This window comes from Micromonospora sp. WMMA1996 (genome assembly GCF_002573675.1).
GTDB lineage: Bacteria > Actinomycetota > Actinomycetes > Mycobacteriales > Micromonosporaceae > Micromonospora > Micromonospora sediminicola.
Genome location: NZ_PDHU01000001.1, coordinates 1746476 through 1762294 on the forward strand (window position 1 = coordinate 1746476; position 15819 = coordinate 1762294).

Here is a 15819-nt window from a genome sequence, read left to right on the forward strand (position 1 = left end):
CGGCCGGGTCAGTGCAGCGCGGCCACGGCCGCGTCGGCGCCGCCCCGCCAGAGCACGCCGGCCTCGGTGAAGCCGGCCGCGCGCAGGGCGTCGAGGTGCCACGCCGCGGGCGGGTTCCACTCCGGGCTGTGCCCGGTCGGATAGATCTGCCGCCGCTTCTCCACCAGCGGCCCGAGCGTCGGGTCGTCGGCCGCCTGCTCCCACCAGCCCGCCCAGGACAGCGCCGCGCCGGCGCGGTGCCGGGCGTGCCGCTGCTCCCGGGCCCGCTCGCCGAGCCGCGCGGTCAGCGTCGGCAACGCGTCGTCGGGCATGTGGTCGGCGTTGACGAACACGCCGCCGGGGCGCAGCACGTCCCGGATCTCCCGGTACAGCTCGGCCAGGCGCGGCCCGTCGAGCCAGTGCAGGGCGGTGGCGGTGAGCACCGCGTCGTAGTCCCGGTGGGGCAGGGCGGTGGCCCAGTCGGCCTGGTTGAGGTCGGCGGTGACCACCGTGGCCCGGCCGGCCAGGGCCGCCTCGGCGAGGGTGAGCAGCACCGGGTCGAGGTCGAGCAGGGTGACCTCGGCGTCGGGCCGGCGGGCCAACGCGCGCAGGCTGATCGACCCGGTGCCGCCGGCCAGGTCGAGCACGCGCGCCGGCCGGTCACCGGCGACCGCCTCGACGGCGTCGAGCATCGCGGCGAACCGGTGCTCCCGGTCCGGCATGAACGCCTCCTGCTGCCGGTCCCAGCTCTCCTGCCAGGCCCGCACATCCACATCGTAAGGAGTCATGCCGCTGACGATAGTTACCGAGGAGGTGCCTGTCGAGGCTTGTTGCCAATCTTTTGCAACAAGCTCGGAGCGGTCCCGCGTCCCGGCGGCGTCACCGGTGGGGGACGTCACGGCATGCGGCGGTGACGAACGGGTGACGCGACCTCCGGCAGGGTCGCGGCACGAGAACGGGACGGTTCGAGGGGGCGGCATGATCAGGACGATGCTCCGGCTGCGCGCGCGTGCGGGGTGCGAGCCCGCGGTCGGACCGGCCTGGGAGACCGTCGCCGGGCAGGTCGGCGCGCTCGCCGGCAGCCTCCGGCACGAGCTGCTGCGCGACGCCCTGGACCCGTACGGCTTCGTCGTGGTCACCGAGTGGACCGACGAGGCGGCGCTGCGCGCGTACCGGCAGGGGCCGGTGGCGGCACGCCTGACCGACCTGCTCCGGCCGCTGACCGAGCCGGCCGACCCGCCCGACTACCCGCCGATGCGGGAGGACGGCGACGGCGACGGCCCGGTCTACGTGGACGTGGAGCTGACCGTGCCTCGGGACCGGCTCGCCGAGTTCCACCGGGGCTACCCCGAGGTGGTGCGGCGGATGGCGGCCATCCCCGGCTACCGGCGTGAGCAGCTGCTCCGCGAGCCCGGCTCCGACACGCACCACATCTTCGCGGAATGGGACGGCGCCGCGCCGTTCCTCACCTGGATCGGCGACCCGGCCCACGCCTCGGTGCAGGCCGGGCCGATCGCACCGTTCCTTCTCGACATCCGGCGCCGCCTGTTCCACGTCGTACCCGACGGGGCCGGCCGCCACTCGACCACGGGCAGGGAGGCCGACGTGCAGCAGACAACGGACGTACTGGTCGTCGGGGCGGGGCCCACCGGGCTGACCGCCGCCGTCGAGCTGGCCCGGCGCGGCATCGACTGCCGGGTCATCGACAAGCAGGTCACGCCGCCCGGCCACGCGGACAAGGCGATCGGCGTGCACTGCCGCACCATGGAGATCTGGGAGGAGCAGGGCGTCGTCCGCGAGGCCATGGACGCCGGCATCTGGCTCACCGGCAACATGGTCTTCGTCAACGGCGAGCAGACCCACCGGATGAGCTGGGAGCTGCCCGGCCTGCCGTACGACCACCTCGGCCTGCCGCAGTACGAGACCGAGCGGATCCTCACCGCCCGACTGGCCGCGCTCGGGGTGCGCCCGCAGCGCGGCGCCGAACTCGTCGACTTCACCCAGGACGCCGACGGCGTGACCGCCACCGTCCGCACCGCCGACGGCGGCACCGAGACGGTACGCGCGGCGTACCTGGTCGGCGCCGACGGCGCGCACAGCCGGGTACGGGAGCGGCTGGGGCTCACCTTCACCGGCGGTCTGGGCCGGTTCCCGCAGCTGTTCATGCTGGTGGACGTCGACGTGAACTGGGACATGCCGGACGGGCACCTGCTGCGGTTCCTGCACATGACCGACGGGCAGATGGACGGGATGCTGGTCTGCGTGCCGCTGCGCGGCGCGCACCGCTACCGCATCGCCACCCTCGCCCCGCCCCGGTTCTTCGCCCAGACCGGCGGGCGGGACGCCCCGCCCGGGTTCAGCGAGGAACTCGACGAGCCGACCATCTCCGACGTGCAGGCCGCGCTGGACCGTCTCGCGCCGCCCGGCACCCGGGCGAGCAACCTGCGCTGGTCGTCGGTGTTCCGGATCAGCCACGGCATCGTCGACCGCTACCGCGACGGGCGGGTCTTCGTCGCGGGGGACGCGGCCCACCTGCACCCGCCCGCCGGCGGTCAGGGCATGAACACCGGCATCCAGGACACCTGGAACCTGGCCTGGAAGCTGGCCCTGGCGGTACGTGGGCTCGCCGCGCCCGGCCTGCTGGACAGCTACGAGACCGAGCGGCGCCCGGAGGGCGAGGAGATCGTCGGCCGGGCGGTACGGATGGCCGGCACCGAGGAGGTGGACCGCGCCGACCTGGAACGGCAGTTCCTCCAGGAGATGTCCATGCTGCTCAGCTACGCCGGCAGCCCGTTGGTCGGGGAGACCGTCGCCGACCCGGCCGCGCTCGGCGACGCGCCCCGCCCCGGCGACATCGCGCCCGACGTGGACGGGTTGCGCCGGCGCGGCGTCGGCCACCCGCTGCGGTTGCGGGACCTGACCCGGGGCACCCGGCACACGCTGCTGCTCTACGCCGACGCCACGGCCGATCCGGCGCAGCTGGCCGGGTTCACCGACCTGTGCGCCGACGCGCGTCGCCTCGCCGGTGGCGAACTCGACGCGTACCTGCTGCTCGACCCGGAGGCCGACGAACCGCGCCTGGCCGACCCGCCGGTGGTGCGCGACGCCGACCGCCGGTTCCGGGCCGGGTACGGGCTGACCGGCACCGGGCTCTACCTGATCCGCCCGGACGGGCACGTCGGGTTCCGGGGCGCGCCCGTCGACCCGGACGCGCTGCGCAAGCACCTGCACCTGATCTTCGGGAGCGCGCGGTGAGCCGGGTGCGCACGGTGCTGGCGATGCGGACCCGCCAGGGGTGCGAGGCACAGTTCGAGGCGGCGTGGCTCACCGTCGCCGAGGAGATCCGGTCCCTGGACGGCTGCCTGCACCAGGACCTGGTCCGCGACGCCGACGACCCGCGCAGCTATCTGGTGATCAGCGACTGGGCGGACCGGGAGCGGCTGGACGCGTTCGGCCGCAGCGCGCACCGGGACCGGCTGCTGACCATCATCCGCGAGCTGCGCGAGTCCGCGCAGCGCCACACCTACCAGGTGCTGCACAGCGTGGCCGGCGAGCCGGGGGAGGGGCGATGAGCGACGACGACAAGGTGCCGGCCGCCGAGTTGTACACCGAGGCGTTCGCGGCCGACCCGTACCCCACGTTCGCCCGGCTGCGGACCGAACGGCCGGTCTGCCCGGTCGGCTCGCCGCGGTTCGACTCGTGGCTGATCACCGGCTTCGACGACGCGCGCGCCGCGCTGACCGACCCGCGACTGTCCAAGGACCTGTACGGGCCGGACCAGCACTACCTGCGGATCTTCGGCCCGAACTCGGAGGGGTTGAACCGCAACATGCTCAACTCCGACCCGCCCGAGCACACCCGGCTGCGCCGGGTCGTGTCGCAGGCGTTCGCGCCCCGGCGGATCGAGGCGTTGCGTCCCCGGGTGGCGGTGATCGTCGACCAGCTCATCGACAAGATCATCCCGCAGGGCGAGTCGGACCTGATGCACGACTTCGCGATCCCGCTGCCGATGACGGTCATCTGCGAGCTGCTCGGGGTGCCGCCCGCCGACCACGGGCGGGTGCTCGACTGGACCCAGGTCATCCGCACCTCCGGCTCGACCAGCCGGCCCCCGGCGGAGGAACGCGCGGCGGTCCAGGAGGCGCAGCTGCGGCTGCACCACTACCTGGCCGACCTGGTCCGGGCCAAGCGCGACGACCCGGCCGACGACATCATCGGCGCGCTCGTGCGGGCCGTCGACCAGGACGGGACGCTGTCCGAGGCCGAACTGGTCACCACCACGTTCCTGCTGCTCTTCGCCGGGCACCAGACCACCGCCGACTTCCTCGGCAACGCCGTCCTGGCCCTGCTCACCCACCCCGAGCAGCTCGAACTGCTGCGCGCCACGCCCCGCCTGCTGCCGGCGGCGATCGAGGAACTGCTCCGGTTCGACGGCCCGCTGCCGGTGGCCAGCCCGCGCATCGCCACCGAGGACATCGACTACCAGGGGGTACGCATCCCGCGCGGGTCGATCGTCGGGGTGGCGATCAACGCCGCGAACCACGACCCCGGCCACTTCGCCGACCCCGACCGGCTCGACGTGCGCCGGGTCCGGGGACCCCACCTCGGCTTCGGCCACGGCGTGCACTACTGCCTGGGCGTCTCGCTGGCCCGGATGGAGGCGGAACTCGCCCTGTCCGCGCTGCTGCGCCGGCTGCCCGGGCTGCGGCTCGGCGTCCCGCTCGCCGAGGTGCGCCGGCTGCCGGCCGCCTCGCCGTTCCGCGGCCTGCTGGAACTACCGGTCACCTTCACCGTCTAGCCCGTCCCACCCGTCTTCGAGGAGCAGTCATGGTCTTCCGGAACGTGATCGTCTGCCACATGGTCCCCGGCAGCGAGCAGATCGTCGGCGACGTCTTCGGCCACTACGACCAGGTCACCCGGCCGCAGGACCTCGGCGTCATCGGCCGGTACCTGCTGTCGCACCACGACCTCTACATCCACGTGATCGAGCGGGAGCAGGACCCGCGGATCTCCGGGCAGACCCGCGGGCTGCCCGCGTTCCAGAAGATCGCCGAGGCGATCGGTCCGTACGTGACCCCGTACCCGCGCTACTGGAAGAACCCGTCGGACTCGGTGGCCAAGGAGTTCTACCACTGGGCGCCCGAGGGCGAGCCGCCGGCGGACACCACGCTCACCGTGATCGTCGGGCGGATCAAGCCGGGCGCCGAGCCGGACGTGGCCCGGGTCTTCGGCGAGTCCGACGCCGGGTCGCTCCCGACCGACCTGGGCGTGACCGGGCGCTGGCTCTACTCGATCGACGACGTCTACGTGCACCTGCTGGAGCAGGAGTCCTCGGCCGCCGAGGCGACCCGGGACCAGCACGCCGACAAGCCGGCGTTCGGCAAGGTGATGCAGGACCTCGGCCCGTACATCGAGCCGTACCGGCCGGAGGTGTGGCACGGCCCGCAGGACTCGGTGGCCACGGTCTTCTACCGCTGGCAGGCCCAGGACTGAGCCACCTCGCGCGCGCTCCCGCCACCGGGTGGCGGGAGCGCCGAATCCCCCTGCCGGTCGCGGTCCGTGCGTCAGGCTGGACCCGATTCCGTACGGGGGTGTCGGGTGCCGACCAAGGAACTCATCCAGCACGTCGGCGCGCTGCTGGACCTGGCCGGGGTGCTGGTCATCGCGGTCGGCGTGGCGGTCGCCACGGTGGTCTTCGCGGTGCGCTGCGGGCGCACCCGGCAGGTGGTGGCGAACTACCGGGCCTACCGGCAGGGCGTCGGCCGGGCGATCCTGCTCGGCCTGGAGTTCCTGGTCGGCGGCGACATCATCCGCACGGTCGCGGTGTCACCCACCTTCACCAGCGTCGGCGTGCTCGCGCTGATCGTGCTCGTCCGGACGTTCCTCAGCTTCTCGCTCGAGGTCGAGCTGGACGGCCGCTGGCCCTGGCAGGGCCGCCCGCCGGTGAGCCGGCCGAGCGTGGGCGCCCGGCCGCAGCGCTGACCGTCGCACCCCCGGGGCAGGATGACGACCGTGCGCACGCTGCGGATCATCCAAGGAGACGCGACCAGCCCGCAGGCGAAGGGCCCCAAGGTGATCGCCCACGTCTGCAACGACCTGGGCGGCTGGGGGAAGGGCTTCGTCCTGGCGATCTCCCGGCGCTGGCCGGAGCCCGAGCGTGACTACCGCGACTGGCACCGGCACCGGGCCGGCAACGACTTCGGCCTCGGCGCCACCCGGCTGGTGCGGGTCGCGCCGGACCTGTGGGTGGCCAACATGGTCGGCCAGCGTGGCATGCGACGCGGCAGCGGCGGGCCGCCCATCCGCTACGACGCGGTGGAACGCTGCCTCACCGCGTTGGCCGACCACGCCGAGGAGCTGGGCGCGTCGGTGCACATGCCCCGCATCGGGTGCGGGCTGGCCGGCGGCTCGTGGCAGCGGATCGAGCCGCTGGTGCTGCGCACGCTGTGCGCCCGCGACATTCCGGTGACCGTCTACGACCGGTCCTGAGCCGCACCCCGGCGGCACGCAGGTACGGCGTCCAGGTGGCGTAGCGCCTCGCGCATGCGAGGTCCGAAGCCCCTTCCCGACCGCACCTGCGTGCAGATAGGGTGGCCGGCGTGACGGTGTTCCGGATCGGCGAGGCGGCCGAACTGCTCGGGGTCAGCGCGGACACGGTCCGGCGCTGGATCGACGCCGGCCGGTTGCCGGCCGCCCGCGACGAGCACGGCCACCGGGTGCTCGACGGCGCCGACCTGGCCGCGTTCGTCCGCGCCCCCGGCCACCCCGAGCTCACCTCGGCCCGCAACCGGCTGCGCGGCATCGTCACCGCCGTCGTCAAGGACACCGTGATGGCCCAGGTCGACATCCAGGCCGGGCCGTTCCGGGTGGTGTCGCTGATGAGCCGCGAGGCCGTCGACGACCTCGACCTCCGGGTCGGCTCCGTCGCCGTCGCCGTGATCAAGTCGACCACCGTGGTGGTGGAGCGCGCCCCCGCGCCCAAGGGAAGGACCAACCCGTGACCGTACGGCGGCTCCGCGCCACCCTCGCCGGCGCGCTCGTGGCGGCGCTCGCCCTCGCCGGCTGCGGCGGGACGGACGGACCGGCGGCCGGGCGGGACGGCGGCGATGCGGTGACCGTGTTCGCCGCCGCCTCGCTCACCGAGTCCTTCACCCGGCTCGGCACGGACTTCGAGGCCGCCCACCCGGGCAGCACCGTCACGTTCAACTTCGCCGGCAGCTCGGCGCTGGCCACCCAGATCACCCAGGGCGCGCCGGCCGACGTGTTCGTGGCGGCGTCCCCGGCGACGATGAGGACGGTCACCGACGCCGGTGACGCCGCCGGCGACCCGTCCGTCCTGGTCCGCAACCAGCTCGTCGTCGCCGTGCCGAAGGGCAACCCGGGTCGGGTCGCCGGCCTGGCCGACCTCGCCCGGCCCGGCGTCAAGGTGGCGCTCTGCGCGGAGCAGGTGCCGTGCGGCGCGGCGGCCCGGACCGCGTTGGACGCCGGCGGCGTCCGGCTCACCCCGGTCACCCTGGAACAGGACGTCAAGGGCGCGCTGGCCAAGCTGCGCCTCGGTGAGGTCGACGCCGCGCTGGTCTACCGCACCGACGTCCGCGCCGCCGCCGCCGACCTGGACGCGGTCGAGTTTCCCGAGTCCGCCCGGGCGGTCAACGACTACCCGATCGTGGTGCTGCGCGGCGCCGGCAACCCCGAGGGCGCCCGCGCCTTCGTCGACTTCGTCCGCTCCGACGCGGGTCTGGCCGTGCTCACCGCCGCCGGTTTCCAGGCCGCGTCCGGATCGTGAACCGCGCGGTACGCCGGCAACGGGTCCCAGCCGCCCTGCTCGTCCCCGCCGGGCTGGGGCTGGTCTTCCTCGTCCTGCCGTTGGTCGGCCTGCTGGTCCGGGCACCCTGGACCACGCTGCCCCGGCGGCTCGGCGAACCGGGCGTGCTCACCGCGCTGCGGCTGTCCCTGGAGACCGCCACCGCCGCCACCCTGCTCTGCGTCGCGCTCGGCGTACCCCTGGCCTGGCTCCTGGCCCGGGTGGAGTTTCCCGGGCGGCGGCTGGTCCGCGCGCTGGTCACGGTGCCACTGGTGCTGCCGCCGGTGGTCGGCGGCGTGGCGCTGCTGCTGGTCTTCGGCCGGCGCGGGCTGCTCGGGTCGTGGCTGGACGACACGTTCGGCGTGACGCTGCCGTTCACCACCGCCGGGGTGGTGCTGGCCGAGGCGTTCGTCGCCATGCCGTTCCTGGTCATCGCGGTCGAGGGGGCGCTGCGCGCCGCCGACCCCCGCTACGAGGAGGCAGCGGCCACGCTCGGCGCCGGCCGCTGGACCACCTTCACCCGGGTCACCCTGCCGCTGGTCGCCCCCGGCGTGGCGGCCGGCGCGGTGCTCTGCTGGGCCCGCGCGCTGGGCGAGTTCGGCGCCACCATCACGTTCGCCGGCAACTATCCCGGCCGGACCCAGACCATGCCGCTCGCCGTCTACCTGGCCCTGGAGACGGACCCGCAGGCGGCCATCGTGCTCAGCCTCATCCTGCTCGTCGTCTCCGTGGCCATCCTCGCCGGCCTGCGCGACCGCTGGGTCGGTGCCACATGAGCGGGGAGGTGCTGCTCGACGCGCATCTGGTCGCCGAGCGGGACACGTTCGGACTGGACGTGCGGCTGCGCATCGCCGCCGGGGAGGTGGTGGCGCTGCTCGGCCCGAACGGCGCCGGCAAGACCACGGCGCTGCGGGTGCTGGCCGGGCTGCATCCCCTCGCCGCCGGGCACCTCACCCTCGACGGCGTCGACCTGGACCGGCCCGACCGGCGGGTGTGGACGCCGCCGGAGCGGCGGCCGGTCGGCGTGGTGTTCCAGGACTACCTGCTCTTCCCGCACCTGAGCGCGCTGGACAACGTGGCCTTCGGACCCCGCCGCCGGGGCGCCGACCGGCGTGCCGCCCGGGCCCGGGCACAGGGCTGGCTGGACCGGGTCGGCCTCGGCGAGCAGGCCCGACGGCGGCCCCGGCAGCTCTCCGGCGGGCAGGCCCAGCGGGTGGCGCTGGCCCGCGCGCTCGCCGTCGAGCCGACCCTGCTGCTGCTCGACGAGCCGCTGGCCGCGCTCGACGCCCGGACCCGGCTGGACACCCGCGCCGAACTGCAACGCCACCTCGGCGCGCACCCCGGCGCGACGCTGCTGGTCACCCACGACCCGCTGGACGCCCTGGTGCTGGCCGACCGGCTGGTCATCGTCGAGCACGGCCGGGTGGTGCAGGAGGGCGACGCGGCGACCGTCACGGCCCGGCCGCGCACCGACTACGTGGCCCGGCTGGTCGGGCTCAACCTGCACCGCGGCCGGGCCGACGGGCGCAGCGTCACCGTCGGCGGCCTCGCCCTGACCACCGCCGACAGCGTGCACGGGGAGGCGTTCGTCGCGTTCCCGCCGGCCGCCGTCGCGCTGCACCCGACGCGTCCCGAGGGCAGCCCGCGCAACGTCTGGCCGGCCACGGTGACCGGGGTGCAGCGGCACGGCGACAACCTGCGGGTGCAGCTCGCCGGGCCGGTCGAGGTGGCCGCCGACGTCACACCCGCCGCGGCGGCGCAACTCGGGCTGCGCCCGGGCCAACCGGTCTGGGCGGCGGTGAAGGCCGCCGAGACGCGCGCGTACCGGGCGTGAGATATCCCGCTGGTCGGAGAATGTGCGCAGGTGGGAGGTTTGACGTCGGCTCCTCCGGTCACTGGGACGGTGAGCCACGACGGAAGGGGGACACCGGTGCCCGACGCGATCCGGACCAGGTCCAGTCAGGACGCCGCCCTGCCCGAGGGCGTCACCGATCCGCTGCTGTGGCGCGCCGCGTACGACGTGGCCGCCGCGCACCGGCCCGACCCGGCCGGCCGCTGCACCAGCCTGCTCTGCGCCGGCCGCCCGGCGCCCTGCGAGCCGTTCACCGCGGCGCACAAGGCCATGCGGCTGGCCGGGGACGCCGGCCGTCGCGCCGGATACGACGGGTCCGCCGGCCGGGCGACCCGCGACCGGCGGCGCGCCGCCTGAGCGTCGCGGGGCCGGGCGGTTCGAACCGTGGACGCCCCGCTTCCGTGTTTATGATCGACAACTCGGTCGGAATGCGGGGAAGAGGAGAGTTCGTGACGGTCGACGCCCACGCCTTCTGGCTGCGCGCTCCCGGCCAGGGCGAGATCCGGCCGGTCCGGCTCGCCCCGCCCGGACCCGACGAGGTGCTGGTCCGGGCCCGGTTCTCCGGCGTCAGCCGGGGCACCGAGACGCTGGTCTTCAGCGGTCGGGTCCCGGTCGACCAGTACGCCGCCATGCGTGCCCCGTTCCAGGAGGGCGACTTTCCCGCGCCGGTCAAGTACGGCTACCTCAGCGTGGGCACGGTCGAGGAAGGCCCGGCGGAGCTACGCGGTCGTACCGTGTTCTGCCTGCACCCGCACCAGAGCGCGTACGTGGTCCCGGCCGACGCCGTGGTGGTCGTGCCGGACGGGGTGCCGGCGGCGCGCGCGGTGCTGGCCGGCACCGTCGAGACCGCGGTGAACGCGCTCTGGGACGCCGCGCCGCTGGTCGGCGACCGGGTCACCGTGATCGGCGGTGGCATGGTCGGGTGCGGCGTGGCCGCCCTGCTGGCCCGCTTCCCCGGCGTCCGGGTGGAGCTGGTCGACGCCGACCCGGCGCGGGCCGCGGTGGCCGCGGCGCTCGGCGTCGACTTCGCCCTGCCCGCCGACGCGACCGGCGAGCGCGATCTGGTGGTGCACGCCAGCGCCACCGCCGACGGGTTGCAACGCGGCCTGGAGCTGCTCCGCCCGGAGGGCACCGTGCTGGAGCTGAGCTGGTACGGCGACCGGCCCGTCACCCTCGCCCTCGGCGGCGCGTTCCACGCCCGGCGGCTCGGCATCCGCAGCAGCCAGGTCGGCACCGTGTCGCCCCGGCGTGCCGACCGCAGCTATGCCGACCGCCTCGCCCTCGCCCTGGAACTGCTGGCCGACCCCGCGTTCGACGTGCTGCTCACCGGCCGTTCCCGCTTCACCGACCTGCCCGACGTGCTGGACCGGCTCGCCTCGGGCGAGCTGCCGGCGCTGTGCCATCTCATCACCTACGGCGAGGAGTGAACGTGTTCAGCGTGACCGTCCGGGACCACATGATGGTCGCCCACAGCTTCCGCGGCGAGGTGTTCGGCCCGGCCCAGCGGCTGCACGGCGCGACGTTCGTCGTCGACGCCACGTTCCGCCGGCCCGACCTGGACGCCGACGGGATCGTGGTCGACATCGGGCTGGCCACCGAGCAGCTCAGGGCCGTGCTCGGCGAGCTGACCTACCGCAACCTCGACGACGAGCCCGCCTTCGCCGGGGTGAACACCACCACCGAGGTGCTGGCCCGCACGGTGGCCGACCGGCTCGCCGACGCGGTGCACGCCGGACGGCTGGGGGAGGGGGCTCGGGGGCTGGCCGGGATCACCGTCACCCTGCACGAGTCGCACGTCGCCTGGGCGAGCTACGAACGGTCGCTGTGACCGGATGACCGCCGTCCACGTGGTGCTGCCGGGCGACATCGACGACCCGGCGAACCCCAGCGGCGGCAACGCCTACGACCGGCACGTCTGCCGGGGACTGGCCACGCTCGGCTGGGTCGTGCGCGAGCACCCGGTGCCGGGCGGCTGGCCGCACCCGGCGCAACGCGAGCGGGCCGAGCTGGCCGGGCTGCTCGGCGGGCTGCCCGACGACGCGGTCGTGCTGCTCGACGGCCTGGTCGCCTCGACCGTGCCGGACGTGCTCACCCCGCACGCCGGCCGACTGCGCCTGGTGGTGCTGGTGCACCTGCCGATCGAGGGCGAGGCCGAGGGCCGGGCGCTGGCGGCGGCGACCGCGGTGGTCGCCACCAGCGACTGGACCCGGCGGCTGCTGCTCGACCACCACGGGCTCGCCGGCCGCCGGGTGGTGGTCGCCGAGCCCGGGGTCGACCCGGCGCCGCTCGCCCCCGGCACGCCCGACGGCGGTCGGCTGCTCTGCGTCGCGGCGGTCACCCCGATCAAGGGCCACGACGTGCTCGCCGCGGCGCTGGCCCGGGTCGCGGACCTGGCCTGGACGTGCGACTGGGTGGGGCCGCTGGACCGGGACCCGCGGTTCGTCGACCGGATGCGTCGGCGGCTGGTCGACACCGGCCTCGCCGACCGGGTGCGACTGACCGGCCCCCGCACCGGCGACGACCTGGCCGCCGCGTACGCCGCCGCCGATCTGCTGGTCCTGCCCTCGCGGCGGGAGACGTACGGCATGGTGGTCACCGAGGCCCTGGCGCGGGGCGTGCCGGTGCTGGCCGGCGACACCGGCGGTCTGCCGGCCACGCTCGGGCACGCCCCCGACGGCGACCGGCCGGGCCTGCTGGTGCCACCGGAGGACCCGGGCGCGACCGCCGACGCGCTGCGCCGCTGGCTCACCGAACCCGCCCTGCGGGAGCGGCTGCGCCGCGCCGCCCGGCAGCGGCGGCACACCCTCACCGGCTGGCCGGTCACCGTGGACCGGCTGGCGACCGCGCTCAAGGAGGCGACCGCGGCATGACCACCTCACTCCCGCCCGACTTCGCGGACTGGCTCCGGCTCCGTGAGCCCGCCGACGCCGCCGCCCGCTCGACCGAGCTGGCCGACGCGGTCCGGGACCGGCTCCCCGCCGACCGGCCGCTGGTCGTGCACGACCTGGGCAGCGGCACCGGCTCGATGGCTCGCTGGCTGGCCCCCCGGCTGCCCGGCCCGCAGCACTGGGTGCTGCACGAACGCGACGCCGACCTGCTGGCGCTGGCCGGCGCCGGGCGGCTCACCGCCGCCGACGGCGGCCCGGTCACCGTGACCACGCGGGGCTCGGACATCACCCGGTTGACCGCCGCCGACCTGGCCGACGCCCACCTGGTCACCGCGTCGGCGCTGCTGGACATGCTCACCGCCGAGGAGATCGACCGGATGGCGGCGGCCTGCGCCGGGCATCCCACGCTGTTCGCGCTCACCGTGCTCGGCCGGGCGGAGTTCACCCCGCCGCACCCGCTGGACGCCGAGCTGACCGCCGCGTTCAACGCCCACCAGCGGCGCACCGTCGACGGGCGGGTGCTGCTCGGGCCGGACGCGGTGGACGCGACGGTGGCCGCGTTCGCCCGCCACAGCGTCGAGGTGGCGGTGCGGTCCACGCCGTGGCGGCTCGGCCCGGAGCAGGCCGCGCTGGCCGCCGACTGGCTCGCCGGCTGGGTCGACGCGGCCGTCGAGGAACGACCGCATCTGGCCGGGCCCGCCGCGACGTATAGGAAGTGGCGGCTCGACGAGGCCGCCGCCGGCCGCGTGGAGGTCGTGCTGCACCACGCCGACCTGCTCGCCGGCTGAACCGTACGGCCCGCCGACACGTGACATCCGGTGGGAACGAGGGAGGACCGCTTGTCACACGTCGCCGTCGCCGGGTCCGTACCGGCCGTCATGCCCGCGCCCGTCCGGTCGCGCCGGGCCCGGGCCCGCCTCGCCCGGGTCGGCCGGGGCTGGGTACGTCCGCTCGCCGGGCTGGCGGTGCTGGCGGTGCTGGTCGCCTCCGTGGGCACCGGTCCGTTCCTGGCCGGACTGCGGCTGATCGACGCGCCGGCGCTCGCCGCCGCACTCGGCATCGGCGTGGTCACCACGGTCTGCTGCGCCTGGCGCTGGTCCCTGGTCGCCGGCGGGCTGGGCGTACGGCTGCCGATGCGGGCCGCGGTGGCGCACTGCTACCGGGCGGTCTTCCTCAACTCCACCCTGCCCGGCGGGGTGCTCGGCGACGTGCACCGGGCGGTGCGGCACGGCCGCGACGCCGGGGACGTGGCCCGGGGCGTCCGGGCGGTGGTCTGGGAGCGCACCGCCGGGCAGGTGGTCCAGGTGGTCATCGCGGTGGGGCTGCTGGCCGCGTTCCCGTCCCCGGTCCGCCCCTACCTGCCGGCGCTGGCCGCCGGCCTGGCCGTGGTCGCGCTGGCGCTGGTGCTGGCCGCCCGCGCGGTGCCCCGCTCCGGTGCGTCCCGCTGGGCGCGGGCGGCGCGGACCGCGCTCGCCGACGTGCGCTCCGGGCTGCTGGGCCGCCGGACGTGGGCCGGCGTGGTGGTGGCCTCGACCGTGGTGTTCGCCGGCCACCTGGCCACCTTCGTGGTGGCCGCCCGCACGGCCGGCGCGGACGCCCCGCTGTCCCGCCTGTTGCCCCTGACGCTGCTCGCGCTGCTCGCCATGGCGGTGCCGCTGAACGTGGGCGGGTTCGGCCCGCGGGAGGGGGTGGCCGCGTGGGCGTTCGCGTCGGCCGGGCTGACCGCCGCGCAGGGCGTCGCCACCGGCACGGTCTACGGCGCGCTGGTCCTGGTGGCCAGCCTCCCCGGCGCCGCGGTGCTGCTGGTGCGGCGCCTGCCGCGCCGGGAGCCCGGCAACTGTCGGTGATCCCGCCTACGGTGAGGGTGCGAGCTGTGCGTCGTCGGGTCCGCCCGGCGACCGGACGGAGGAGAACCATGGACGAAACCCTGCCCAACGCGACGGTCCGGACCCGGGTCACGGTCCCGCTCAGGTTCCCCGACGGATACGTGACCACCGCCACGGTGCACACCTTCCACGGCCTGGTGGACGGCCGCGAGCACCTGGCGTTCGGGCTCGGCGACCACGAGGCCGCCGACCCGCCGTTGGTCCGTCCGCACAGCGAGTGCCTCACCGGGGACGTGTTCGGCAGCCAGCGCTGCGACTGCGGCCCGCAGTTGCGGGAGGCGGTGGAGCGGATCGCCGACGCTGGCGGCTACCTGCTCTACCTGCGGCAGGAGGGCCGGGGCATCGGCCTGTACGCCAAGCTCGACGCCTACGCGCTGCAGGACGACGGCCTCGACACGTACGAGGCGAACCTGGCGCTCGGGCGGGGCGCCGACGAGCGGGACTACACCGTGGCCGCGCAGATGCTCGCCGCGTTGGGGGTGGACCGGGTGGCCCTGCTCAGCAACAATCCGGACAAGGCGGCCCAGTTGGAGCGGCTCGGCGTCACGGTGGCCGACCGGGTGTCCACCGGCGTGCACCTGTCCCCGGCGAACGCCGACTACCTGGCGGCCAAGGTCACTCGCGCCGACCACGCCCTCGACCTGCCGTTCGTGCCGTGACCAGCCGCCCGTACGTGCTGCTCAGCTGCGCCATGTCGATCGACGGCTACATCGACGACGCGACGACCGAGCGGCTGCTGCTCTCCAACGACGACGACCTGGACCGGGTGGACGCGACCCGGGCCGGATGCGACGCGATCATGGTGGGCGCGGCGACGGTCCGCCGGGACGACCCGCGGCTGCTGGTGCGCAGCGAGCGCCGGCGCGCCGATCGGGTGGCGCGGGGGCTGGCCCCGTCGCCGGTGAAGGTCACGGTGACCGGCAGCGGCGACCTCGATCCGGCGGCCCGGTTCTTCACCGCGGGCGACGGCACGAAGCTCGTCTACTGCCCGAGCGGCGTGGTGGACAAGGCCCGGGAGCAGGTCGGCGCGGTGGCCACGGTGGTCGACGCCGGGGAGCCGGTCACCCCGGAGGCGGTCGTCGCCGACCTGGCCGGGCGTGGGGTGAGCCGGCTGATGGTCGAGGGCGGCGGCTCGGTGCACTGCCAGTTCCTCACCGCCGGGCTGGCCGACGAGCTGCACCTGGTGGTCGCGCCGTTCTTCGTGGGGGACCGGCGGGCGCCCCGCTTCGTCGGGGACGGCCGGTTCCCGTGGCACCCGGGCCGCCGCGCCCGGGTCGTCGAGGTCCGCCAGATCGGCGACGTGGTGCTCACCCGCTACGCGCTCTCCGATCGCTGCCTGGCCTGACCCGCCGTCAAGGTCCGCCCTTGTGCGAGACCACGGTCGATATTAGTTTGTTGACAATCCATACG

Annotated in this window: 19 protein-coding genes; 18 read left to right on the forward strand and 1 reads right to left on the reverse strand. The window is 75.4% G+C overall.

The genetic code is table 11. The features are described 5' to 3' along the window. Positions 1–8: 8 nt before the first annotated feature. Entirely contained in the window at positions 9–767 is a 759-nt protein-coding gene (locus COO58_RS08365; RefSeq protein ID WP_091574023.1) for a trans-aconitate 2-methyltransferase, read from the reverse strand. A gap of 190 nt (positions 768–957) precedes the next feature. Between COO58_RS08365 and COO58_RS08370 the strand changes: the two genes are divergently transcribed. The 18 genes from COO58_RS08370 to COO58_RS08455 all read left to right on the forward strand — a co-directional run bounded on the left by COO58_RS08370 (position 958) and on the right by COO58_RS08455 (position 15754). Then, positions 958–3234 carry an FAD-dependent oxidoreductase gene (locus COO58_RS08370; RefSeq protein ID WP_098744452.1) on the forward strand — a complete coding sequence of 759 codons (2277 nt, stop codon included), beginning with the start codon at positions 958–960 and terminating at the stop codon, positions 3232–3234. Beyond that, on the forward strand, positions 3231–3551 hold the full coding sequence (locus tag COO58_RS08375) for a putative quinol monooxygenase (RefSeq protein ID WP_098744454.1): 321 nt from the start codon (positions 3231–3233) through the stop codon (positions 3549–3551). The genes COO58_RS08370 and COO58_RS08375 overlap by 4 nt, the downstream gene beginning before the upstream one ends. Beyond that, positions 3548–4777 (forward strand): cytochrome P450, encoded by a 1230-nt coding sequence (locus tag COO58_RS08380; RefSeq protein ID WP_098744455.1) that lies wholly within the window; start codon positions 3548–3550, stop codon positions 4775–4777. Before COO58_RS08375 ends, COO58_RS08380 begins: the two co-directional genes overlap by 4 nt. A 29-nt stretch (positions 4778–4806) precedes the next feature. Then, positions 4807–5472: a TcmI family type II polyketide cyclase gene (locus COO58_RS08385; protein ID WP_098744457.1), complete on the forward strand. Its 666-nt coding sequence runs from the start codon at positions 4807–4809 to the stop codon at positions 5470–5472. 105 nt (positions 5473–5577) lie between these two features. Continuing rightward, positions 5578–5961, forward strand: coding sequence for a DUF1622 domain-containing protein (locus tag COO58_RS08390; RefSeq protein ID WP_091574028.1), 384 nt, complete (start codon positions 5578–5580; stop codon positions 5959–5961). A gap of 30 nt (positions 5962–5991) precedes the next feature. Beyond that, complete coding sequence (locus COO58_RS08395) at positions 5992–6468, forward strand: macro domain-containing protein (protein WP_255292557.1); 477 nt, start codon at positions 5992–5994, stop codon at positions 6466–6468. Positions 6469–6578: 110 nt separating this feature from the next. After that, positions 6579–6980, forward strand: a complete 402-nt coding sequence (locus COO58_RS08400) for a molybdopterin-binding protein (RefSeq protein WP_091577490.1) — start codon at positions 6579–6581, stop codon at positions 6978–6980. Continuing rightward, positions 6977–7765 carry a molybdate ABC transporter substrate-binding protein gene (gene modA, locus COO58_RS08405; RefSeq protein WP_098744460.1) on the forward strand — a complete coding sequence of 263 codons (789 nt, stop codon included), beginning with the start codon at positions 6977–6979 and terminating at the stop codon, positions 7763–7765. Before COO58_RS08400 ends, modA begins: the two co-directional genes overlap by 4 nt. Continuing rightward, positions 7762–8559 carry an ABC transporter permease gene (locus tag COO58_RS08410; RefSeq protein ID WP_098744461.1) on the forward strand — a complete coding sequence of 266 codons (798 nt, stop codon included), beginning with the start codon at positions 7762–7764 and terminating at the stop codon, positions 8557–8559. Before modA ends, COO58_RS08410 begins: the two co-directional genes overlap by 4 nt. Further along, positions 8556–9617 carry an ABC transporter ATP-binding protein gene (locus tag COO58_RS08415; RefSeq protein WP_091577492.1) on the forward strand — a complete coding sequence of 354 codons (1062 nt, stop codon included), beginning with the start codon at positions 8556–8558 and terminating at the stop codon, positions 9615–9617. Before COO58_RS08410 ends, COO58_RS08415 begins: the two co-directional genes overlap by 4 nt. 96 nt (positions 9618–9713) lie before the next feature. Beyond that, a complete protein-coding gene (locus COO58_RS08420; RefSeq protein WP_245666342.1) occupies positions 9714–9992 on the forward strand; it encodes a hypothetical protein in 279 nt (92 codons plus the stop codon). Positions 9993–10042: 50 nt separating this feature from the next. After that, positions 10043–11062, forward strand: a complete 1020-nt coding sequence (locus COO58_RS08425) for a zinc-binding alcohol dehydrogenase (protein WP_369700175.1) — start codon at positions 10043–10045, stop codon at positions 11060–11062. Between the two features lie 2 nt (positions 11063–11064). Then, complete coding sequence (locus COO58_RS08430; RefSeq protein ID WP_091574032.1) at positions 11065–11463, forward strand: 6-carboxytetrahydropterin synthase; 399 nt, start codon at positions 11065–11067, stop codon at positions 11461–11463. 4 nt (positions 11464–11467) lie between these two features. Next, positions 11468–12505 carry a glycosyltransferase family 4 protein gene (locus tag COO58_RS08435; protein ID WP_098744464.1) on the forward strand — a complete coding sequence of 346 codons (1038 nt, stop codon included), beginning with the start codon at positions 11468–11470 and terminating at the stop codon, positions 12503–12505. Continuing rightward, positions 12502–13311 carry a class I SAM-dependent methyltransferase gene (locus COO58_RS08440; protein ID WP_098744465.1) on the forward strand — a complete coding sequence of 270 codons (810 nt, stop codon included), beginning with the start codon at positions 12502–12504 and terminating at the stop codon, positions 13309–13311. Before COO58_RS08435 ends, COO58_RS08440 begins: the two co-directional genes overlap by 4 nt. Before the next feature lie 90 nt (positions 13312–13401). Continuing rightward, entirely contained in the window at positions 13402–14370 is a 969-nt protein-coding gene (locus tag COO58_RS08445) for a lysylphosphatidylglycerol synthase transmembrane domain-containing protein (RefSeq protein WP_176558863.1), read from the forward strand. A 68-nt stretch (positions 14371–14438) separates the two neighbouring features. After that, positions 14439–15068: a GTP cyclohydrolase II gene (gene ribA / locus COO58_RS08450; protein WP_098744469.1), complete on the forward strand. Its 630-nt coding sequence runs from the start codon at positions 14439–14441 to the stop codon at positions 15066–15068. Beyond that, positions 15065–15754, forward strand: a complete 690-nt coding sequence (locus COO58_RS08455) for a dihydrofolate reductase family protein (protein WP_091574037.1) — start codon at positions 15065–15067, stop codon at positions 15752–15754. Before ribA ends, COO58_RS08455 begins: the two co-directional genes overlap by 4 nt. Positions 15755–15819: the final 65 nt, after the last annotated feature.